The sequence below is a fragment of the Paenibacillus sp. J31R120 genome (assembly GCF_056269225.1).
This window is the reverse complement of sequence record NZ_JBWDNN010000009.1, coordinates 196,883-218,683: the sequence shown is the minus strand read 5'-3', so window position 1 is coordinate 218,683 and position 21,801 is coordinate 196,883. Positions and strand designations below refer to the sequence as shown.

The window sequence follows — 21,801 nt, the reverse complement described above, 5'->3', positions numbered from 1 at the left end:
TCCCAAAGTCCACGGCGACGTTCCTCTCCCTGGCTGGGAGAGTGTCCGAACCTCTTCATCGAAGCAACTCGGTGATGTGGGCCCGGCCTTAGAGGTAGGTTCAGACGCCGAACGTGATGCGATAGCTGCGAAGCCTATTCATCCGGTGCGGAATGGACATCGCCAAGCACAGGAGCCTACCATAGGATACGGTAGGCTTATTACTTTTAAAGGGCAATAGATAAAGATCAAATATAAAAAACTAAAGTCAAAAGATCACTCTCCTGTGGAGAGTGTGGTAAATCTTCTTAAAGTAACTCAAACTGTAGCGATTTGCACCAGTACTTTGATCGTGTTATGGTTGCCATAGATATGAAATTTCGAATGTGGAGGCGATAAGTAATGGCGGCAGATGAACGGATAGTAAGCTTAACCCTGGACAGGTTCAATGAAAGCATGGAATTGTCTCAATTCGCGTTTCAATATAAACGGACACCAGCGGAATTAGAAGACATTAAAGATAACTTCATTCATGAGCCGGGCGATCGCTGGGCCGTACTTATAGATGGTCAATTCGCGGCACAGGCTGTAGTGCTTGATTTGCAGACGTATATCGCGGGACGTCCATTTCGCATGGGCGGAGTTGCCGGAGTGGCGACTTGGCCGGAGTACCGCCGGCAAGGTCTGGTCGGGAAGCTGCTCGTTCATTCCTTGCAGGAAATGAGAGCCAAGGGGCAAACCTTATCGTTCCTGGCCCCGTTTGCCTTCGGGTTCTACCGCAAGTTCGGCTGGGGAACTTATACGGATATCAAAACCTATACCTTACAAGCCAATCAGCTGCCTCCGAGATCGAGCTATCCAGGCAAAATAAGACGAGTAACAGGTTATGACCATGTACAGAATATATATGAAGCTTATGCTAGTCAATTTAACGGATCGCTCCAGCGTACGCCGAGTTGGTGGGAGCGAAGAGTAGCGAAGCGCAAGCCCGGGCAGATCGCTCTATATACCGATGCAGCAGGTAATGGGCAGGGTTATATCATTTATGAGGTGGCGAAAAAAGAGCTTAATATCCATGAGTTTGTATTCATGAACGAGGAAGCCCGGTCTGCACTATGGAGCTTCATCGGCCAGCATGACTCCATGATTGAGCGTGTAATCGTGAATGTGCCTGCTGACGATATTTTGCCTGACTTGCTGCCAAATCCCAGAATCAAGCAAGAGATTGAACCCTATTTTATGGGGCGGATCGTAGATGTGGAAGCGTTTTTGAAGCTGTATCCATTTGCCGCAGGCGGCGCAGATACGTTGTATCTTCAAGTAACAGATGCACATGCACCATGGAATCAGGATGGCTTTACACTCCGCATTGAAGAGAACGGCGAGGCAAGCATAAGCCGTGATCCGCAAATATTTAAACAGGAGCACGCGCTTCATATCGAGATTGGCGATTTAACCACTCTTATGCTGGGATACCGGTCGGCAGCTCAATTATCGTCTTTGGATCGCATTCATGGTCCGCTTGACAATATGAATCGCTTACATCTCCGTATTCCCGAACGAACGACGTACCTTCCTGATTTTTTCTGAAGATTGGCAAATTTCAGGCAGCTTAAATGCAGGAAAACACGGTATTTATAGGCATGGGACTAGCCTTGACAGCCCCTACCCCCTCTGCTAATATTGCAATAATATACGACTGAGGCCATGAAAATAAGGGAGGAACATACTCGTGTGGGAAACGAAATTCGCTAAAGAAGGGCTTACATTCGACGATGTACTGCTTGTTCCGCGCAAATCAGAAGTGCTTCCAAGAGAGGTCAATATCTCTACTCGGTTAAGCGACAGCATCAAGCTCAACATTCCGTTAATTAGCGCAGGCATGGACACCGTTACAGAAGCTGCTTTGGCGATCGCAATTGCTCGTGAAGGCGGTATCGGCATTATCCATAAGAACATGTCCATCGCACAGCAAGCTGAAGAAGTAGACCGCGTGAAGCGTTCGGAAAGCGGCGTTATTACAAATCCGTTCTCGCTTACGCCAGCTCATCATGTGTATGACGCGGAAGAGCTTATGGGCAAGTACCGCATCTCCGGTGTGCCTATTGTAGATGAGAACAAGAAGCTGGTAGGCATTCTGACGAACCGCGACCTTCGTTTTGTACACGATTTCTCCATTAAGATCCATGAAGTCATGACACGTGACAATCTCGTAACGGCTCCGGTCGGCACGACGCTGCAGGAAGCAGAAGGATTGCTTCAACAGCACAAGATCGAGAAGCTCCCTCTCGTGGACGAAGAGAACACGCTGAAGGGCCTCATTACCATTAAGGATATCGAGAAAGCAATCCAGTTCCCGAATGCAGCAAAGGATTCGCAAGGCAGGCTGCTTTGCGGTGCTGCGGTAGGCATCTCCAAGGATACGATGGACCGCGCCGAAGCGCTCGTGAACGCAGGCATCGACGTGCTTGTCGTGGATTCCGCGCATGGCCATCATATCAATATTCTTGAGGCGGTTCGCAAGCTGCGGAACTCTTATCCTGAGCTGACGATTATCGCTGGTAACGTAGCGACAGGGGAAGCCGCTCGTGATCTGATCGAAGCTGGAGCATCCGTTATCAAAGTGGGTATCGGACCAGGCTCGATCTGTACGACTCGCGTCATCGCCGGTATCGGCGTACCGCAAATTACAGCGATCTACGACTGTGCATCGGTTGCCAGAGAATACAATGTGCCTATTATTGCAGATGGCGGCATCAAATACTCCGGTGATATTACAAAAGCTATCGCTTCCGGCGCAAGCGCGATTATGATCGGCAGCTTGTTCGCTGGTACAGCGGAGAGCCCAGGCGAGACGGAAATTTTCCAAGGCCGCAGCTTTAAGGTATACCGCGGCATGGGTTCCCTTGGCGCAATGAAGGAAGGCAGTAAGGACCGTTACTTCCAAGAGAACGAGAACAAGCTTGTTCCAGAAGGTATCGAAGGCCGCGTTCCTTACAAAGGCCCGCTGGCTGACACGGTTCACCAGTTGCTTGGCGGCTTGCGTGCCGGCATGGGCTATTGCGGTACTTCCTCGCTTGAAGAACTGAAGAACGACACACAATTTGTTCGCATCACAGGCTCCGGTCTTCGGGAGAGCCACCCGCATGATGTGCAAATTACGAAAGAAGCTCCAAACTACTCTCTATAATATAGATGTAGACCCGACAACGGGATATATGCCAGACAGTGATCGGCCGACAGTGGCCGTCACTGTCTGGTTTTTTGATGTTTTGATGCAGTGATCATGATCGAACGTCCATACAGCTGTCTTAATGCTTATTTTGGTTTAAAGTGAAAATGGTAATATTTTCAGATCAGCAGTGTTCGAGTCAGGTTGAGGATAGATTCGCTAAAATGATCCGTGATAAATCAGCTGTCACAGTTGATTCTGGTGCAGGTACACACTGACTTTTTAAGCATGTCGATACGATCTCCAACAAGGTTCAAATACGATTATTTCTATGAAGGATCTCTCATTTCCCGGCAGCCTGAAAGAGGTTTAATTGTAGTGTTCTCCTATGTTACAATTAGGCTTGGACAAATCACTCGGAAAAGGGGAAACGACATTGAAGGTAATGGGAAGACCGGTTCGGTTGTTGTCGGTCATAGCCGCTAGTATGGCATTGTGGTTGGCTGTGTTGTCGTTTGGCGCTACGGGCGCTCTGGCAGTCGGTTTCGATAATCGGCCTAGTACAACAAATTCGCTAGGCTTGGAAGTGAAATCCGCCATCCTCATCGAAGCAGAATCGGGACAGGTGCTATTCGAGGTTAATCCGGATCAGCCGCTGCCGATTGCAAGCATGACCAAGTTGATGACAGAGTATATCGTACTTAAGGAAATCAAAAATGGACGGATGAAATGGGAAGATGTCGTAACGGTACATCCTGTGGCGGCCGATACCGATCGTTCGGAATCGCAAATTTTTCTCGCAGCTGGCGATCAGCATACTGTCCGTGACTTATATATAGCAATGGCAGTTGGCTCAGCCAACGATGCAACAAAGGCATTGGCAATTGAAGTATCCGGCAGTCTGGAAGCTTTTATCGACAAAATGAACGCTACGGCTGATGAACTGGGTTTGAAAACAGCTGTATTCACAAGTGTAACCGGATTTGAGGATACGACCGTGATGTCGGCAGGAGATGTGGTAAGGCTATCACGTCATATCTTGCTTGAGCATCCCGAATTCCTGGAGTTCTCCAGCATTCAGGATTATAAGTTCCGTGAGCGCGACACTGCTCCGATGATTAACTTCAACTATATGCTTGGCTCGAACGTGAACAAGATTTCGCTTAAGCATCTGGCATATGAAGGTGTAGACGGCATGAAAACCGGTTTTATCAATGCGGCCGGCTATAACTTCACGGGCACGGTCAAGAGAGGCGATTTACGCTTCATAAGCGTTGTTATGGATACGTCCTCAACGGTTCAGCGCTTCTATGAAACGGCGAAGCTGTACAACTATGCATATGCCACATTTGAGAAAAAGACCGTATTGCCGCCAAAATCCGTGGTAGAAACCGTGAAAACGGTGAAGATTAAGAAGAGCAAGCAGAAGAGCGTTCCTGTCATGACAGACAAGGATATCACGTTCATGGTGATGAAGGGCGCAGAGCCTAAAATCGAAATGAAAGGCTTCGAGCTTGTACCTGAGACCGAGCTCGTAGCGCCGATCGAAGCCGGTACGAAGGTCGGAACCGTGACGTATACGTATGCGGACGAAGCTACGGGCAAGGATCTGGACTATACCGTTAATCTTGTAACGACTGAAGAAGCGGAGAAAGCGGGCTGGTTCCGCTTGTTCTTCCGTGCCATTGGGGACTTCTTCTCGAACTTATTTAATAGCATTCTCGATTTATTCTAATTCCGAGCAATTTACAGGGATTCTAGGCTTGTCGATTACACGCCGTTCCTGTAAAATCAATGGTTAGAACACTACGGTAGGATCAACATTCCAAGGGATGAATAATAGGAGGAACTAAACGATGGAAACAGGTACATCGCGCGTAAAACGCGGTATGGCAGAGATGCAAAAAGGCGGCGTTATCATGGACGTTATGAACGCCGAGCAAGCAAAAGTAGCAGAAGCGGCAGGCGCTACAGCAGTTATGGCCCTTGAGCGCGTTCCTTCGGATATTCGCGCGGCAGGCGGCGTAGCCCGTATGGCTGACCCGACAATCGTAGAGGAAGTTATGAAAGTCGTTTCCATTCCGGTAATGGCGAAAGCCCGTATCGGCCACTATGTAGAAGCTAAAGTATTGGAGTCCATGGGCGTAGACTACATCGATGAGAGCGAAGTATTGACGCCAGCGGATGAAATTTTCCATATTAGCAAAAACGAATTTACGATCCCATTCGTATGCGGCGCGAAGGATCTGGGCGAAGCTCTTCGTCGTATCCAAGAAGGCGCAGCGATGCTGCGTACGAAAGGCGAGCCAGGCACAGGCAACATCGTGGAAGCGGTACGCCACCTTCGTCTGATCAACGGCCAAATCCGTAAAATCCAAGGCTTGTCGAAAGACGAGCTGTATAATGAAGCGAAGCTTCTAGGCGTTCCTTATGATCTGCTGCTTGATGTACACCAAACAGGCAAACTGCCAGTCGTTAACTTCGCGGCAGGCGGCGTAGCAACACCTTCCGACGCAGCTCTGATGATGCATCTTGGCGCTGACGGCGTATTCGTAGGCTCCGGTATTTTCAAGTCCGACAGCCCTGAGAAGTTTGCTCGTGCGATCGTGGAAGCGACCACTCATTACCAAGATTACAAGCTGATTGCTGAAGTGTCCAAAAACCTGGGCACGCCGATGAAAGGCATCGAAATTTCGAAGCTGAACGCATCAGAGCGTATGCAAGATCGCGGAATTTAAGAGATCAGATGAGCCGGCCAAGCCTTCGGGGGAGGCCGGTCTTTTAAAAGGATGGCGAATATAACGATGAAGATAGGCGTACTTGCGCTACAAGGCGCGGTAGCAGAGCATATTCGAAGCTTGGAAGCGGCGGGCGCGGAAGCGGTCGCTATTAAGCGTGTAGAGCAGCTGGATGAGCTGCACGGCCTGGTCATCCCAGGCGGCGAGAGTACGACGATTGGCAAGCTGATGCGGAAGTACGGGTTTATGGATGCGATCCGTCAATTTTCGGCTAAAGGCAAGCCTTTATTCGGTACCTGCGCTGGTCTAATCGTCCTAGCTGAACGTATTGAAGGAGATGAGGAAGCTCATCTGAAGCTGATGGACATGACCGTGGCGCGCAATGCCTTCGGACGTCAGCGCGAGAGCTTTGAGACGGATTTGGACGTAAAAGGAATTAACGAGCCAATCCGTGCGGTATTTATCCGTGCGCCGCTTATCAAAGAAGTTGGCGCTGGTGTAGAGGTATTGTCGACGTACAACGATGAGATCGTTACCGCTAGACAGGGAACGCTGCTTGCAGCATCCTACCATCCGGAGCTGACAGATGACTTCCGACTGCACGCTTATTTCCTGGAGATGGTGAAAGAAGCCGCTGCTGCGAAAGCATAAGCTTAGCACAGCGCACTTGAACAAAAAATCAACTAATACTCTCACGAGAGAGGGGCCCATAGAAACGTGTTAGACGTAAAATTGCTGCGTACCGAATTTGAAAAGGTGGAGCAGGCGCTGCGCAATCGCGGCGCATCGCTGGACCTCATTGCCGGCTTCCCGGAGCTTGATCAAAAGCGCCGTGAGCTCATTCAAGAAACCGAAACATTGAAAAACCGCCGCAATACGGTGTCCCAAGAGGTAGCGAAGCTGAAGAGATCTGGCGGCGACGCAGATAGCCTCATTGTGGAGATGCGTGAGGTAGGCGACCGAATCAAAGAGTTGGATGACCAATTGCGCGAGATGGACGTTCAAGTTGAAGAGCTAACGCTCAATATCCCTAACATTCCGAGCGAAAGCGTACCTGTAGGCGCTTCGGAGGAAGAGAATGTTGAGATCCGCCGAATTGGAGAAGTGCCGACATTCGATTTCGAGCCAAAGGCGCATTATGATGTCGCCCATGAGCTTGGCATTCTGGATTTTGAACGCGCGGCGAAGGTAACGGGTTCTCGCTTTACCTTCTATCGTGGATTGGGTGCAAGACTCGAGCGCGCACTGATTAGCTTCATGATGGACTTGCACAGCGACCAGCATGGCTATGAAGAGGTTCTGCCGCCATATATCGTCAATCGTGATAGTCTGATCGGCACAGGCCAGCTTCCGAAGTTTGAAGAAGATCTGTTCAAGATCAAAGATACCGATTATTATCTGATCCCGACTGCAGAAGTACCGGTGACGAATATCCATCGCGATGAGATTCTGGATCATGAGCAGCTGCCGGTTAACTTCGTAGCCTACAGCGCTTGCTTCCGCTCCGAGGCGGGTTCGGCCGGCCGTGATACACGCGGTCTTATTCGCCAGCATCAATTCAACAAGGTTGAATTAGTCAAGGTTGTAAAGCCGGAAGACTCTTACGATGAGCTGGAGAAGCTGACGGCTGATGCCGAGAAGGTACTTCAATTACTGGGGCTGCCTTACCGTGTCCTGACGCTTTGCACAGGCGACATGGGCTTCACATCGGCGAAGACCTACGATCTGGAAGTATGGATCCCAAGCGCTAATACGTACCGCGAGATCTCCTCATGCTCCAACTTCGAGGACTTCCAGGCACGCCGTGCAGGCATCCGCTTCCGCAGAGAGCCGAAGAGCAAGCCGGAATTCGTGCATACGCTGAACGGCTCAGGGCTCGCTGTAGGCCGTACAGTAGCTGCTATTCTGGAGAACTTCCAGCAAGAGGACGGATCGGTTGTCATTCCAGAGGTTCTGCGTCCATACATGGGCGGCGTTGAGAAGATTGCAGTGCGATAATTCGTAACTCGCAGCGACCCTTCGCTTCCCATGCAAGTATATGCCACAGGTCGAAAATAGCTTGATAATCGTTTTCGACCTGTGGTACAATGAGCTTTGTCACGACTCTGTGACGCATTGATATGTGGAGAGGTACCGAAGCGGTCATAACGGGGCGGTCTTGAAAACCGTTAGGGTGCAAGCCCACATGGGTTCGAATCCCATCCTCTCCGCCAGCTTAACTATAGGTCAATTCAACGCCCGAGCGCAGCAGCGCCCGGGCGCTTTTGGTTTGTCGCGAGAATTATACTCACAAAAAATGAACACTCCATCTAAAGAATGATGCCTACTTTCCTAAACATAGCGGTGATATGCTAATTAGGCTTGATGGGAAAGTCATGATCATTCTTATGAAGAGGAGTGGTGTCATGCTTAGATTCATCAAATTAGCCTTAAGTTTTTCGCTTATTATGCTTTTATTAATGCCTTCGGTATCCGCAGCCGGAGAGTCGGTCGAGGTATGGACAACAAACGAATCACTTAGCAAAGCTTTGACAAGAGAGGCGAATGTGAGTTTCGGTCCAGACAGCGGCTCCGTGCCGCTTACGATTGACGTGAGCGAGAATATCGCTTACCAACAAATGGACGGGTTCGGCGTGTCCATCACAGATGCTTCGGCGTGGCTGCTGACATACCAGCTTAGCAATGCCAAGCGAGCAGAAGTGTATGAACGGTTATTCGGCAGCACGGGCATCGGTCTCAGTCTCCTGCGCCAGACCATCGGAGCCTCCGACTTCAACTGGGAAATCTACAGCTATAATGATACCGCGAACGACCCTAACCTCAATAGCTTCTCCATCGCCCGGGATATGCCCTATATCGTTCCAAGGGTGCAGCAAGCGCTAACCGTTAATCCGCAATTAAAGGTCATGGCAGCCGCATGGAGCCCGCCGGGATGGATGAAAGCCGGCCAAAACCCAAGTGCCACGCATCCGATGAATACCGGATATTTGCAACCCCAATACTATGGAAGCTACGCCAACTATCTGGTGAAGTTTATCCAGGCTTATCAGGCGCAAGGCATTCCGATCTATGCGATAAGCCCGCTTAATGAGCCTGGCCTTCAACTCAATCATTATCCTACCACTTATATGTCTGTTACCGACCAAATCAATTTTATTAAAAATAACCTGGGCCCATCCATTCAGCAGGCGGGGCTTAATACGAAAATAATGGGCTACGACTTTAACTGGGACAATACTTCCTTTCCGGATCAACTGCTTGCCGATCCTGCAGCCAATAACTATATAGCTGGAACAGCCTACCATCATTACGGCGGCAATCCGTCCGCGATGTCTACGATTCGGGATAAATATCCCACAAAGGATATTTGGTTCACGGAGGGCGGCTTCGGCACTTGGAATCCATCCTTTGACAACATGATGTGGGAGCTCATCACCATCCCGAGAAATTGGTCCAAGTCGTTCATCGCCTGGAATCTGGCACTTGATCAGAACAATGGTCCGACCGTGCTCACGAACAGCATTAATCATGGCATGCTGCTTATTCGCAGCGATGGAACCGATCAAGTGACGTATCGCAACCAATATTATGCCATCGGACAATTCAGCAAGTTTGTCGTACCGGGCGCATTCAGAATCGCTTCCCCAACCTATAATAATATGCAGAATGTCGCGTTCAAAAACCCGGATGGCTCCAAGGTCGTTGTCGCTTATAACAACCAGACCTATTCGCAGACTGTTAAGGTGAAATGGGGCAACCAGAGCTTCACTTATAATGTCCCGGCCAAAACCGCTGTTACGTTCAAGTGGCATGGCACAGTGGCTGGCGCCAATCCGGTAATCGCAATCAAAGCACAGATCAATCAGCGCTATGTAGCGGCTGAGAACGGCGGCAGCGCGTCCCTGATAGCCAATCGTACTGCTGTAGGCACGTGGGAGAAATTCGAAAGAATTAATCTCGGCAACAACAATGTAGCGTTTCGCTCCCTGGCGAACGGCAAGTATGTCACCGCGGAGAACGCTGGCAGCAGCCCGTTAATTGCCAGAAGCGATACAATTGGTACCTGGGAGACCTTCCAGCTGTCGAACGTAAGCGGCGGTGTTACGCTGCGCTCAGGGGCAAACAATCTGTTTGTCTCGGCGGAGGATGCGGGTGCAAGTCCATTAATAGCGAACCGGGCAACCGCTTCGGGCTGGGAGACGTTCATCCTGGAAACACAGTAGACGCAAGCGGAATGATATTCGTATAAAAAGCACCTCCACATCGCATCTTAACGTTGTGGAGGTGCTACTACTTATGGCGAAATCTGATGAGCTTCGAATTGATCCGCAGCAGCTTGCAGACGCATGGCAGCGTACGCTGCCGGAGACCATCAACAGCTCCGATCGATGCGTGGTGCAGCAGGATGAGGCGGATGACAAGGCGCTGCGTGTCACGATACATTCCGCAGGGCATCAAATGTATGAATTTGATTTTAAGGTTACCTATACCGGCAGTCGTGAAGTGGCTGTGGAACTGGTCGATGTGGAGAAGGACAACATTGCCGTGGACGAGCGTACGGATATTATTCAACAATTGATCCAAGATTATAAGAGGCATCTGCATGAATGCGCTCAAGCGCTGCAGCAGCTGACTCATGCGTAAGGGGTGACGAGCATGTCGAAAGCCAAAGGAACAGCGGATAAGAACTTGTCTAATGTCGTAGAAGCGCTGGACAATGAGCCGGTCAACAGCCATCATGCCCAGCAGCTTCAGCAAGACAAGAACGACCGTCGTCATCAGGACTCGCTGAACTTCGACCAGCCTGTGGATATGAAGAATCAGCGTTAGGCTATTAGGCTCAATAACGGTGAATCAGCATAGACAGGAGGAACACGTGATGAGTAAGCCGAAGAGCGTACCCGTTCCCGAGAGCGTGCCGCATAACGAGAGGAAGCGGCAGGATCACGACAACGGCCTGCAGGAGCCGCTATCCGGCTCCAAGAAGACTAAGAAGCAGAACCATGTGTCCCATAACAATCCAGAAGGTTAAGATGCTCCCCGTGTCCCATGACACGGGGAGTATTTTTTGACCATCGTCTATCCAACCACCTAAATATAGTATAGAATGGAGTTGCTTACAAAACAGAAAGTGGAGGAAAACCAATTGATGAAGCAAGTAAAGCAAGCAGCAATTATCACCATGATTATTCTGACGATGATTATCGCAGGATGCAGCAGTTCTACACCGCCGAAGGCGGCGCTTGAAGCGGCTACGGCCAAGACTGTGGCGGCCGAATCCTACAAAGTGTCCATGACCATGCAGCTCGACGAGCTGGAATTGCCTGAAGCAGGCGGCGTTGATGCATCACTCTTCTCGCCGGCTCAAGTCGCAGGCATCGTGAAGGACGCAACCATTAAAGCAGACGTATCTTATTCGTCGGAACCTATGCGGGCAGACGTTAACCTTGAAGTAATTTTGCCAGGCATGATGGATATGAAGCTGGCGGTACCGATGATTTTGACGGAGAAAGTCATGTACATTCAAGTGCCTTCGCTCCCGATGTTCGGTATTCCGGAGTCTATCGTAGGCAAGTACATTCAATTTGACCTGGAAGAGCTGGCGAAGCAGGAAGGCGTAGATAGCCTGAACCTGAATGTTGCCGAGCAGCAGAAGATGGCGCAGGATTTGTCTGCGGCGCTGCTGAAGCACTTTGACGAGAAGACGTATTTCAGCAATGTGAAGGCGGAGGAAGCGGGACTGCCTGAAGGTCTGAAAGTCGATCAAGTGGTGAAATTCGCGATTGACGTGGAAAACTATCCTCAGACGGTAGAGACAATCGTGAACAAGGCGCTTCCGGAAATTTTGGATATCCTGATGAACAATGAAGCTTATCTGGAGACAGCCGGCATCGAGAAGGCAGATCTGGAAGAAGTGAAAACGAATCTGGATACCAACAAGACCGAACTGCTGAACTTCTTGCAAAATGACTTGAAGTTTAATGTTCTGGAAATTACAGGCGGCATCAAAGACAAATACCTGGTATACCAAGGCGGCAAAATTTCTGTTCAAATGAAGGATTCTGAGAGCGGTCTTGACGGGAAGCTCGGCGGCAGCTTCACTGCTCAGTATTCGGAGCTGAATAAGAAAATCGAGTTCCCTGCACTTCCAACAGATGCGCTGACACCTGATCAGCTGGCTGAACAATTCGGCGGTATGGCTGGGCTGTAATGCCTCACACATAATGAAATCTCCTCCTAGTGGCTTAAATGCCGCCAGGAGGGGATTTTTTTACTTTATGAAGCGAATCGTCAGCGGATAACGGTAGATGCTGCCTTCATTGGCTTTAATCGAAGCGATAATGACCAGGATGAACCAAGCGATGCCTATTGCAATTAGGAGTAGTATGCCGATAAATACAATAATGAGAATAGAGGAGACGATGCAATAGATCATGATGCTGATTTGAAAGTTGAGCGATTCTTTGCCTTGTTCGTTTACATAAGGGGACTGGTCTTTCTTCATTAGCCAAACAATAAGCGGGCCGATTATGGAACCAAACGGAATGATAAAGGTGCTGAAAGCCAGCAGATGGCATAACATACCGAAGGTTTGATCATCCTTTGAGACTGGATTGGAATCGTACAACCCACATTCCTCCTCCTAAAATCATTTATCTTAATGGAAGCACTCCACTTGCAATATATGCTCCATTTTGCCATCTATAGTCCTATCTGCTCAAATCTAGTACCAAAGAATCGTTTTTATTTGATAGACATAAAGTCCCACTTAAATTGCAGAAATTTTATTTATAATAGAACTAATTAACTTCGACAAAATTTTACATGAACCGATAAGAGGTGACAAAGAATATGATTTCTCCCTTTTTCAAGAAAAAAGAAACATCGGAGAAGCCGAGCGACCAGCCGCAGGACCTAGCTCCGGGACCCGCGCCTGATCAAGCAGATCCTGCTGCAGAAGCGGGAGATGAGAATAAGGCGTATGGGGCTAATGTTCCAGACAAGTCAAAAATGGATAAAAAGTCGCTGGATCTGATCTTTGCAGTAGAACAAATGATTCAGGCCAAGCAGCATACGGAGCTTCAAGTGAATGAGCTTCAGGATCGTCTGACTCATGCCGGCGGCAATATCGAGCGGCTGAATCGCGATGCACGCCACTTGAACAAAGTCATTGAAGAGCGTGAGAAGAGTATTCTTGAGCTGGAACAGAAGATTGTGGACAAAAACATGAAGGTTGATCAAGTTGTAGAGGATTACCGCGAGCTGCAACGGAAGATGTCAGCGGAAATTGAAGAACTCAAGAGTGTCATCGAGTTGGAGCAGCAAAAATACAACGGCTTGCTTCAAAAGCACAATGATACGCTTGGGGAGAAAAATAAGCGCATTCATGAGCTTGAAGAGAAGATTGGCAGACAGGAAGTTGAGAATCAGCATCTAAAGCAGAAGTACGAGGCGACGCATCAGGAGAAGGTTTATCTGGCCAATATGATCAGTGACTTCACTAATCGTATGTCTGCTCCTTTAGGAAGAGATAACTAATGATGAAAACGGAAGCCTTGCAGACGATCGAGCTGTTGTCGCTGGAAGTTAAGCATGGCCGCCATGAGCTGCAGCTAGCAATTGAACGGGATGGCCAGCGTAGTTTAACCACACTTGAAGTCGATGAGAGCACCGGTCAGCAGTTGCTTCCATTGGGACCGAGCGAGGGGGAGCGGGCCAGATTATCGCTGTACACCAGCTGGGATCCTTATCGGCAAGTACAATACAGCTCTATCATCAAGTCGAACCGTGAGCGGAGCGAGACGCATTATTTCATATGCTCCAAGCTGTATGCGGATCTTATCGAGCAGCTTCGGTTAGGTGAATGCCCTGAAGTGGCGGAGGGTGATCCCGCACTGCATGCATGGCCGATAGAGCAGAAGACTTCTGTTGCAAGCCCTAATACATACATAACGAAAATCACACGATTGATGACGGCCTCCCTGCGTCTGGTTGTATTGACCTTCGTGCTATATATAGCCTGGTTCGAGCTGGAGGGCAGCTTTTTGGCGAATCAAGGGGATGCGCTAAGGGAGTTTCAGGTTCCAGTTGCGGCAACCATGGAGACGGCTCAGGAACAGTTGGTCTCGCGACTGAATGATCATTTCGTACAGGCACAAGGCGAAGAAGGAAGCGGAACCGTCATTGCGGCTAACCTCTCTGTAGAGCCAGAGCAATCGGAAGAAGATGCAGAAAATCCCGCCGTTGCTGAAGTCATAGAGCTTACTGTCGGTAAGCCCTATTACAGCCTGCCAAAGGGATACGTCGCTTTGACCTTTGACGATGGCCCTTCTATTTATACGAAGGATATCGTGGAGCAATTGATCAAGCATGAGGTGGCGGCGACGTTTCTGTTTGTCGGTAGAAATGTAAGCAAAGAAGCGGAATCCGTTGCTTATGCAGCTGAACAAGGTATGGCTGTAGGCAATCATTCCTGGGATCATAGCAATCTGGCTACACTGAAGAAGGAAAAAATGGCGGACAATATTACAGGGGCCAATGAGAAGCTGGAGCCATTCATCGAACAACCCGTCACCCTGTTCCGCCCTCCGTACGGGTCATTGAATGACCGCTTATCCGATACCGTCGAGGATATGGGAATGAAGATGCTGATGTGGAATCGTGATCCTGAAGATTGGCGCACGAATGCCGCGCAAGATATTATGCAGTATTTTGAGCAAACCGATCCGTCGGGCGGCATCTATGTCCTGCATGAGAAGAAAGCAACGCTTGAGGCATTGCCTGACATTATCGAATATTTGAAGAAACAAGACTTAAAATTCGCCATCTTTCAATAATCGGCAGTCCGAATGCGGCATTTGTCGCAGGGGCTGCTTTTTTTTGCAGGGAACAGGGAGGAAATGTCGAATCTTATCTAATCAGGGAATATTCCATCATTTGGAGGGTGCTATGTCTGAAGACTTTTATTGCGAAGAGGTATTGAGCGGTCGAACTGAGGTGCGCAGAGTAATGGAGACGGATCGCGTGCTGGCATATCATCATACGAGGCCCTTTTATCCGGTCCATATTGTCGTCATTCCGAAGCGGCATATTCCATCTCTGCTTACCTTGGAGAAGAATGATGATGATCTGCTGCTTGAACTGATCCGTGTCATTCAGCAAGTGGCTGCCCAGGTGACGGAAGAGCATGGGGCGTGCAGAGTATTGACCAACCTTGGACACTATCAGGACTCCAAGCATCTTCATTGGCATGTAGCTTATGGCGACCCGTTGCGCTAGGCGAATAGAAGGACCGCGAGGTCCTTTTTTTCTTTTGGATAGGGATGGGAATGGGCTGTTTCCTCAAAAAAGGAATGGAGAATTAAATATAGCTGTTAGGTATACGTTTGAGAAATGAAGCTTTGTTAACTATATAAAAACCGTTCCAACCGTTTATTCACTTCGGCCGGATTCTCCAAGTTCATCATATGCCCTACACCCGGCAGCATTTCGGCATGAATATTCTTGCAGATCTGCGTCGCTCGCACATAAGCTTGGTCGGCGTCGCTGATCACTTCTTGGTCGCCAAGAAGCAGCAGAACCGGGAGCTGCAGCTTACACAGCTCATCGTCGCTATAAACACCCGGCGGTACTTTCAGCGAGAGCGAGCCATAACGGAAAGCAGCATGAAACTGATTGACCAATGCTACGTCCAGCTTATGCTTGGAAAGCCAATTCATAAATCTTCGCACATTCCACTTCATTGGAATGGCAGCCATAGCTATGATTCGGTTAATAAATGTTTGATGAAGCGGTACAAAAGTGGCGGCGGGGCTGAGCAAAAAAAGCTTTCGGACTCGATGCGGAGCATATATTGTATAATTCAAGGCTAGAAAACCGCCATACGAAATACCGCCTAGCAAGAAGGTTTCCAGCCGCAGCTCACGAAGAACATCATCCAGCCACTCCCCACACTCTTCCAGGTTGGAAGGTATTGAGGTTGGGACACTTTTGTTCAAGTCGCCAATATAATCAATCGCATAGACGCGTTGTTTTTTTGCCAGCACTTCAATGTTCGGGAACCAGACCGTAGAGCTGAATCCCATCGCGTGCAACAGGATAAGAGGTTCCCCATCCTTCGGACCACATGAAATAACATGGGTTGACCCGAAGCGGGTAGCCACAAAAGAGGAGGTATAAGGAATGGGCCAGTTCAATAAGCTCTCCTGGTACTTCCGATCATAGTTGGACTGCCGTTGGACTGTTCCGAAATGCAAAGAAGGTTGGGGAGTTACATGCATGGACTCGTCTCTCATCTTGTACACCTCGTGGCTTCGTTATGAGGGATAGCGCAGTACTATGTATTTGCTATAAATAATACCATATTTTCCTAGTCGGCGATACGATCTTCTTCTCTTTAAAAAAATTTACGGATGCTGCTGGCGTAACAATCGCATAAATCCCTTTTTGCTGTAGCCGATACTTATGCTATAATAAAAATTGCTGTGGCCCCGTAGCTCAGCGGATAGAGCACACGTTTCCTAAACGTGGTGTCGGATGTTCGATTCATCTCGGGGCCGCCAGTGTTGCCGTATACTACAAGAATAAAGTTAAGGGGTTGGCCATAATTCGGCCAACCCCTTTTTGATAGGTTTTATGCTTCTACTGTAACGGAGCCGACAGATACGGATGCTTCCAACCGAGGTCCTTTCGAGCCGATTGTGCCCGTTATTGCTCGCTTGGTATTCGCGGTGTATTCAATCGTCTCCAAATTGCTGGTAACGTTGCCGACCTCGCTCTTCAGGCTTACGTTAGCTGCAGCGGGAGATTCATTCAATTGAACACGAATGGATCCTACCTCCGTCTTGGTAGTAAGGTCGTTATTCAGGCTAACATCATCGATTTGAATATCGCCGGTAGCTGTTTCGAGATGCATCGCCCCTACAATGCTGCTCAATCGGATCGAGCCTACATCGTTTTTAACTTTAAGCGAATTCACATGCAGCTGCGAACCCTCAATCGCACCGAAGTTATTGTTGATGGTGACTTTGTCATACTGTTTCTCAGGCAAAGAGATAATCAACCGGCGCTCTCCGCGATTATCACCGATGATTTTGCTGTTCTTTTCCTTTGTTTCAATTTCAAGCACGTTATTTTTGATCGCGACATTAAAGGTAATATCCTTCTCCACCTTGCTGTCAGCCATCAATTCAACTTCGGCTTGCTCGGATTTGCTGCGCACGATGTCAATTAACATGGCTTCTGTAGCGACTTTTATGCTCTCAAATTCATTAGCTTCAAATGTATGTTTGCCCTTGGAGACGACTTCCCCTGAGCCAGATCCTTCGCCAATAACGACTTTATCCGTAAGCTTGTTAACAGTGCTGCTGCAAGCGGTCAGAGCAATGGCCAGCATGGTGGCCGTAACTAGCAGACTTATTTTTTGATAACTTTTCATAGTAGATCCCCATTTCCACTCTAATTGTTTATAACCACTACGAGGGCTTGCTCGCCCCCAACGTATCCATAATTTAACTCATGCTATTTATTATAGAGAAAAGCATCCTCCAGCAAAACAGACCTCCGTCGGTGAATGGTACTAGACTTAAGGCTTGGTTATGAAGAAAAAGTAGAAATTATTTGACGCGGTTAAAGCTCGTTTAGAAATGAGGGGATTCTAACCGCCATAAGTCGACAACCACCCTCCCAGAAGGTATCATGGAAGAGGGCTAAATGCCTTATGAAAAGGCATAGTTTTCCTTTGCTGTCGGTATAGTAGGGGAATAGGTTCGCCTATGGTAAAATGGTATGGATATGAACATAGAGGTGAAATAATATGTGCGGTTTTGTCGGATATATAAAAGGAAAAAATACAATTGATCATTCATCTGTAATGGAACATATGCTTGAAACGATTATCCATCGCGGGCCGGATAGCGGCGGCGTGCATGAGGATGAGAGCGTCGTGCTCGGCTTTCGCAGACTGAGCATTATTGACCTGTCTACGGCTGCGAACCAGCCTCTGTATAGCGAAGACGGCAATATTGTGCTCGTCTTCAATGGAGAGATCTACAACTTCCAGGAGCTTCGCGAGGAATTAATAGCGCAAGGCTACAACTTCCGCACATCCTCGGATAGCGAAGTGCTTATATATAGCTATCTCGCTTACGGTACAGAGATGATGCAGCGTCTGCGCGGCATGTTCGCGTTCTGTATATGGGATAAGCGCAACGATACGACGTTTATCGCACGCGACGGGTTCGGTATCAAGCCGCTTTACTATACGCGTCATACCGTGGACAATACCTTTATCTTCGGTTCGGAGATCAAGTCGTTCCTGCCGCATCCTTCCTTCGTGAAGGAACTGAACAAGGACGCGCTTCGGCCGTACCTGACATTCCAATATTCGTCGATGGACGAGACGTTCTTCAAGGGCGTGTACAAGCTGCCGCCAGCGCATTATATGGTCATTAAGAACGACGAGATCAAAATCGAGAAGTATTGGGACAAGGCGTTCCGCGAGGAAGAGAATACGCTGGAGCATTACGTAGAGGAAATCCACGAGACGATGAAGGAATCGGTAGCGACGCATAAAATTAGCGACGTGAAGGTCGGCTCCTTCCTGTCTGGCGGTATCGACTCCAGCTATATTACCTCGCTGCTTCGTCCGAACAAGTCGTTCTCCGTCGGCTTCGCCGACTATGAAGCGATGTTCAACGAGACGAATCTGGCCAAGGACTTGTCCGAACAACTGAATGTACAGAATGAGCGTAAGATGGTGACGGCGGAGGAATGCTTTAACGCGCTCCCGACAATCCAATATCATATGGACGAGCCTCACTCGAACCTGTCGTCTCTTCCGCTCTACTTCCTGGCAGAGCTGGCGCGCAAGGACGTTACGGTCGTGCTGTCGGGTGAGGGCGCCGATGAGATATTCGGCGGCTACCCATGGTATCAGAATTCGCCGAAGATGGAGAAGTACGAGAAGCTGCCGTACGGCATCCGCCGTGCAGCTCACCATCTCGGGAGGAAGCTCCCGAAAAACCGGATTACTGAATTCATGGTCAAGGGTGGCCAGAAGGTGGAGGAGCGATTCATCGGCGAAGCGGTTATCTTCAGCGAGGAGGATGCGCTGGGCGTCTTGACGCCGGAGTTCCGCAAAGGACCTTCTGTATCCAGCATTACCGGCAAGGTGTACAACCGGGTGAAGGGCGCAGACGACGTGACGAAGATGCAGTATCTCGATCTTCATCTGTGGCTGCCGGGCGATATTTTGCTTAAGGCGGACAAAATGAGTATGGCCCACTCCATCGAGCTGCGGGTGCCATTCCTGGACAAACGGGTGATGGAGCTCGGCAAGAAGCTGCCGTCACGCTACCGAGTCAATGCAATCGATACGAAGTATGCGCTTCGTCAGGCAGCGCTCAAGGATCTGCCGGAGGAATGGGCGAATCGTCCGAAGCTGGGTTTCCCGGTGCCGGTCCGTCACTGGCTGCGCGAGGAGCGGTACTACAACCTGGTGAAGGAAACCTTCTCTGCGGAATATGCCAAGGCATTCTTTAATACCGAAGTATTAATCGGCTATCTGGATGACCATTATCATGGCCGCAAGAACCGTGCTCGTTATGTGTGGACGACGTATGTATTTTTGGTATGGTATAAGCGATTTTTCATTGATATGTAGGAAATGGGGTTTGATCTCGTGGCAAAGCAGGATTTCATCCCGGTAATCTTGGGCACAGATATTAACGCGTACGGGATGGCGCGTTCCTTCCATATGGAATACGGCGTTACGAGTCGCTGCATCGGCAAGGGTCGTCTATTCATGACGAACTTCTCCGATATTACGACGATTAAGGTCGTCGAGAACTTGGATGAGCCGGACGTATTCGCGGATGCGATGATCGACTTTGCAAGCGAGTTGAAGCAAGAGGCGGAGAAGCTTGTGCTGATCGCCAGCAGCGACAGCTACGCAGAGCTGGTCATCCGCAATCAGGACAAGCTGGCCGCCCATTACGAGCTGCCGTTCGTCGCGGAGAAGTGGATTGATGAGCTGCTCTACAAGGACCGTTTTTACGCGATGTGTGAACAGTACGGTCTCGACTTCCCGGCTACGTATCTGGTAACGAAAGACAACAAGGATAAGGTGGAGCTGCCGTTCGGCTTCCCGGTTGCCTTGAAGCCAGCAGACAGCATCGCTTACCTGGAAGCATCCTTCGAAGGAAAGAAGAAGGCTTATATTATTAAAGACCAAGCTGAGCTGGAACGCACGCTGAAGTCGATCTACAGTTCGTCGTATACGGGAACGATGATTGTACAGGACTTTATTCCGGGCGATGATTCTCATATGCGCGTATTGAACGCCTATTCGGATCAGAATGGCAAAGTTCGCCTCATGTGTCTCGGCAGACCGCTGCTGGAGGATTGCACGCCATCACTGGTAGGCAACTACGTGGCTATCGTCAACGAATACAACGAGGACATCTACAAGCAGTACCAGCAGTTCCTGGAAGCCATCGGTTATACGGGGTTAGCCAACTTTGACATGAAGTATGATGCGCGAGACGGCAAGTACAAAATCTTTGAGATTAACCTTCGCCAAGGCCGAAGCAGCTTCTTCACAACAGGAAGCGGGTACAATCTGGCCAAGTTTATCGTAGACAGCCTGGTCTATGGCAAGGATGAGCCGGCAGTGTATGCACAGACTGAGCATCTGTGGCTTGGCGTGCCGAAGGAAGTAGCGCTGACGTATACGGAGGACAAGGAAGCAGTCGCCTATATGAAACGGCTGATCAAGGAGAAGAAGTACTGCATGACGCTTCAGTACGATGCCGATAAAGCCATTAAGCGCTGGTGGCATGTGCGCAAGTATTACAAAAGCTACGAGGACAGATACAAACAATTTTACGAGCAGAAAGGAAATTTGTAATGCCAATCGTAGACATCACGAATGAAGCGGATTTGTCACGTTACGAGCACTTCGTGCGCACATCTCCATTCGCGACAACCACACAGGATACAGGCTGGTCCGAGGTCAAAAACAACTGGATTCCGCTATACGTCTACCTGGAGGAAGCGGGAGAGATTATCGCTGCGATGTCAGTGCTGATGGTGAATGCGGTAGGCGAGCAGAAGTTAGCTTATTGCTGCAAAGGGCCTGTATGTGACCCGAGAGATACGGCGCTCGTAGACCGTCTGATTCAGGAAGCTGAGGCGGCCGCACGCGATCATCAAGCCTTTGTGCTGCGGATTGATCCAGAGACTGCCTATGATGAAGAACTGCATAAGCAATATGCGGAGCTCGGCTACGTGCTGCGTAACCGGAATGTATCCTCCAAGGATACGACTCAGCCGCGCTACAACATGGTGCTGGATCTAAAGGGCAAGACGGAGCAGGAGCTGCTGGAGAGCTTCCATTCCAAAACACGCTACAATATCCGTCTGTCGGAACGCAAGGGCGTGACGACCCGTTACAGCGCCGAGACTTCCGATCTGGAGCTGTTTCATCAGCTGTATGTGGTCATGAGCAACCGTCATGGCATCTCGTATCGTCCGTATAACTATTTTGCTAGAATGCTTGAGGCGTACAAGGATTACACCCGCGTCTATTTGGCTGAGCATGAAGGGGATACGATTGCCGCGGCCGTTGCGATTAGCTATGGCGACAAAACCTGGTATATTTATGGCGCAAGCGCGAATGAAAAACGCAATCTGATGGCTCCTCATTTGCTGCAATGGGAAATGATCAAGTGGGCGGTGGAGCAAGGCAAGAAGCGTTATGACTTTGGCGGTGTATTCAAGCTCGATCAATCAGACGGGCTGTACCGGTTCAAGGAAGGCTTCTGCTACCCGGACCGTTACTCCGAGTATATGGGCGAGATTGATCGTGTGCTGGATGAGGAAGCTTACCGGACATTTATTAGCAAGTAGTAT

21 protein-coding genes and 2 tRNA genes are annotated in these 21,801 nt (G+C 49.3%); 20 read left to right on the top strand and 3 right to left on the bottom strand.

The window, feature by feature from the left end; genetic code table 11:
• From AC0YNW_RS25260 to AC0YNW_RS25200, 13 genes are all read left to right on the top strand, one after another.
• The coding region (locus AC0YNW_RS25260) for a hypothetical protein (RefSeq protein ID WP_475834253.1) at window positions 1–220 on the top strand (220 nt) is incomplete at its 5' end.
• A 161-nt stretch (window positions 221–381) separates the two neighbouring features.
• Complete coding sequence (locus AC0YNW_RS25255) at window positions 382–1,569, top strand: GNAT family N-acetyltransferase (RefSeq protein WP_475834252.1); 1,188 nt, start codon at window positions 382–384, stop codon at window positions 1,567–1,569.
• Window positions 1,570–1,711: 142 nt separating this feature from the next.
• The gene (guaB, locus tag AC0YNW_RS25250) at window positions 1,712–3,169 is read left to right on the top strand and encodes an IMP dehydrogenase (RefSeq protein ID WP_475834251.1); all 1,458 of its coding nucleotides are present in this window, start codon (window positions 1,712–1,714) and stop codon (window positions 3,167–3,169) included.
• A gap of 427 nt (window positions 3,170–3,596) precedes the next feature.
• Window positions 3,597–4,886: a D-alanyl-D-alanine carboxypeptidase family protein gene (locus AC0YNW_RS25245; protein ID WP_475834265.1), complete on the top strand. Its 1,290-nt coding sequence runs from the start codon at window positions 3,597–3,599 to the stop codon at window positions 4,884–4,886.
• Between the two features lie 121 nt (window positions 4,887–5,007).
• Window positions 5,008–5,889 carry a pyridoxal 5'-phosphate synthase lyase subunit PdxS gene (gene pdxS, locus AC0YNW_RS25240; RefSeq protein WP_387480107.1) on the top strand — a complete coding sequence of 294 codons (882 nt, stop codon included), beginning with the start codon at window positions 5,008–5,010 and terminating at the stop codon, window positions 5,887–5,889.
• 66 nt (window positions 5,890–5,955) lie between these two features.
• Complete coding sequence (gene pdxT, locus AC0YNW_RS25235) at window positions 5,956–6,540, top strand: pyridoxal 5'-phosphate synthase glutaminase subunit PdxT (RefSeq protein WP_475834250.1); 585 nt, start codon at window positions 5,956–5,958, stop codon at window positions 6,538–6,540.
• A 66-nt stretch (window positions 6,541–6,606) separates the two neighbouring features.
• Window positions 6,607–7,887, top strand: a complete 1,281-nt coding sequence (gene serS, locus AC0YNW_RS25230; protein WP_475834249.1) for a serine--tRNA ligase — start codon at window positions 6,607–6,609, stop codon at window positions 7,885–7,887.
• 126 nt (window positions 7,888–8,013) lie between these two features.
• Window positions 8,014–8,102 (top strand) — tRNA-Ser (locus AC0YNW_RS25225).
• Window positions 8,103–8,294: 192 nt separating this feature from the next.
• A complete protein-coding gene (locus AC0YNW_RS25220) occupies window positions 8,295–10,112 on the top strand; it encodes a glycoside hydrolase family 30 beta sandwich domain-containing protein (protein ID WP_475834248.1) in 1,818 nt (605 codons plus the stop codon).
• Between the two features lie 73 nt (window positions 10,113–10,185).
• Entirely contained in the window at window positions 10,186–10,533 is a 348-nt protein-coding gene (locus AC0YNW_RS25215) for a hypothetical protein (RefSeq protein ID WP_387480103.1), read from the top strand.
• Window positions 10,534–10,545: 12 nt separating this feature from the next.
• Window positions 10,546–10,719, top strand: coding sequence for a hypothetical protein (locus AC0YNW_RS25210; RefSeq protein WP_475834247.1), 174 nt, complete (start codon window positions 10,546–10,548; stop codon window positions 10,717–10,719).
• A gap of 49 nt (window positions 10,720–10,768) precedes the next feature.
• Window positions 10,769–10,921, top strand: coding sequence for a small acid-soluble spore protein P (locus AC0YNW_RS25205; protein ID WP_387480101.1), 153 nt, complete (start codon window positions 10,769–10,771; stop codon window positions 10,919–10,921).
• 114 nt (window positions 10,922–11,035) lie between these two features.
• Window positions 11,036–12,100: a hypothetical protein gene (locus AC0YNW_RS25200; protein WP_475834246.1), complete on the top strand. Its 1,065-nt coding sequence runs from the start codon at window positions 11,036–11,038 to the stop codon at window positions 12,098–12,100.
• 60 nt (window positions 12,101–12,160) lie between these two features.
• Here AC0YNW_RS25200 and AC0YNW_RS25195 read toward each other — a convergent pair whose 3' ends face one another.
• Window positions 12,161–12,517: a DUF4870 domain-containing protein gene (locus AC0YNW_RS25195; RefSeq protein WP_475834245.1), complete on the bottom strand. Its 357-nt coding sequence runs from the start codon at window positions 12,515–12,517 to the stop codon at window positions 12,161–12,163.
• A 224-nt stretch (window positions 12,518–12,741) separates the two neighbouring features.
• On the opposite strand from AC0YNW_RS25195, the gene AC0YNW_RS25190 reads away from it, so the two are divergent.
• From AC0YNW_RS25190 to AC0YNW_RS25180, 3 genes are all read left to right on the top strand, one after another.
• A complete protein-coding gene (locus AC0YNW_RS25190; protein ID WP_475834244.1) occupies window positions 12,742–13,428 on the top strand; it encodes a hypothetical protein in 687 nt (228 codons plus the stop codon).
• Complete coding sequence (locus AC0YNW_RS25185) at window positions 13,428–14,726, top strand: polysaccharide deacetylase family protein (protein WP_475834243.1); 1,299 nt, start codon at window positions 13,428–13,430, stop codon at window positions 14,724–14,726. The genes AC0YNW_RS25190 and AC0YNW_RS25185 overlap by 1 nt, the downstream gene beginning before the upstream one ends.
• Before the next feature lie 112 nt (window positions 14,727–14,838).
• Entirely contained in the window at window positions 14,839–15,168 is a 330-nt protein-coding gene (locus AC0YNW_RS25180) for an HIT family protein (RefSeq protein WP_387480096.1), read from the top strand.
• A gap of 125 nt (window positions 15,169–15,293) precedes the next feature.
• Here AC0YNW_RS25180 and AC0YNW_RS25175 read toward each other — a convergent pair whose 3' ends face one another.
• Window positions 15,294–16,184: an alpha/beta fold hydrolase gene (locus AC0YNW_RS25175; RefSeq protein WP_475834242.1), complete on the bottom strand. Its 891-nt coding sequence runs from the start codon at window positions 16,182–16,184 to the stop codon at window positions 15,294–15,296.
• A gap of 191 nt (window positions 16,185–16,375) precedes the next feature.
• On the opposite strand from AC0YNW_RS25175, the gene AC0YNW_RS25170 reads away from it, so the two are divergent.
• A tRNA-Arg gene (locus AC0YNW_RS25170) sits at window positions 16,376–16,451 on the top strand.
• 71 nt (window positions 16,452–16,522) lie between these two features.
• On the opposite strand, the gene AC0YNW_RS25165 is transcribed toward AC0YNW_RS25170, so the two are convergent.
• On the bottom strand, window positions 16,523–17,326 hold the full coding sequence (locus AC0YNW_RS25165; RefSeq protein WP_475834241.1) for a DUF4097 family beta strand repeat-containing protein: 804 nt from the start codon (window positions 17,324–17,326) through the stop codon (window positions 16,523–16,525).
• Between the two features lie 378 nt (window positions 17,327–17,704).
• Here AC0YNW_RS25165 and asnB point away from each other — a divergent pair, with 378 nt between their 5' ends.
• From asnB to AC0YNW_RS25150, 3 genes are read left to right on the top strand one after another with little or no spacing between them, the layout of a single operon-like run.
• Window positions 17,705–19,552: an asparagine synthase (glutamine-hydrolyzing) gene (gene asnB, locus AC0YNW_RS25160; protein ID WP_475834240.1), complete on the top strand. Its 1,848-nt coding sequence runs from the start codon at window positions 17,705–17,707 to the stop codon at window positions 19,550–19,552.
• 18 nt (window positions 19,553–19,570) lie between these two features.
• On the top strand, window positions 19,571–20,797 hold the full coding sequence (locus tag AC0YNW_RS25155; protein WP_387478477.1) for a carboxylate--amine ligase: 1,227 nt from the start codon (window positions 19,571–19,573) through the stop codon (window positions 20,795–20,797).
• Window positions 20,797–21,798, top strand: a complete 1,002-nt coding sequence (locus AC0YNW_RS25150; RefSeq protein ID WP_475834239.1) for a lipid II:glycine glycyltransferase FemX — start codon at window positions 20,797–20,799, stop codon at window positions 21,796–21,798. Before AC0YNW_RS25155 ends, AC0YNW_RS25150 begins: the two co-directional genes overlap by 1 nt.
• Window positions 21,799–21,801: the final 3 nt, after the last annotated feature.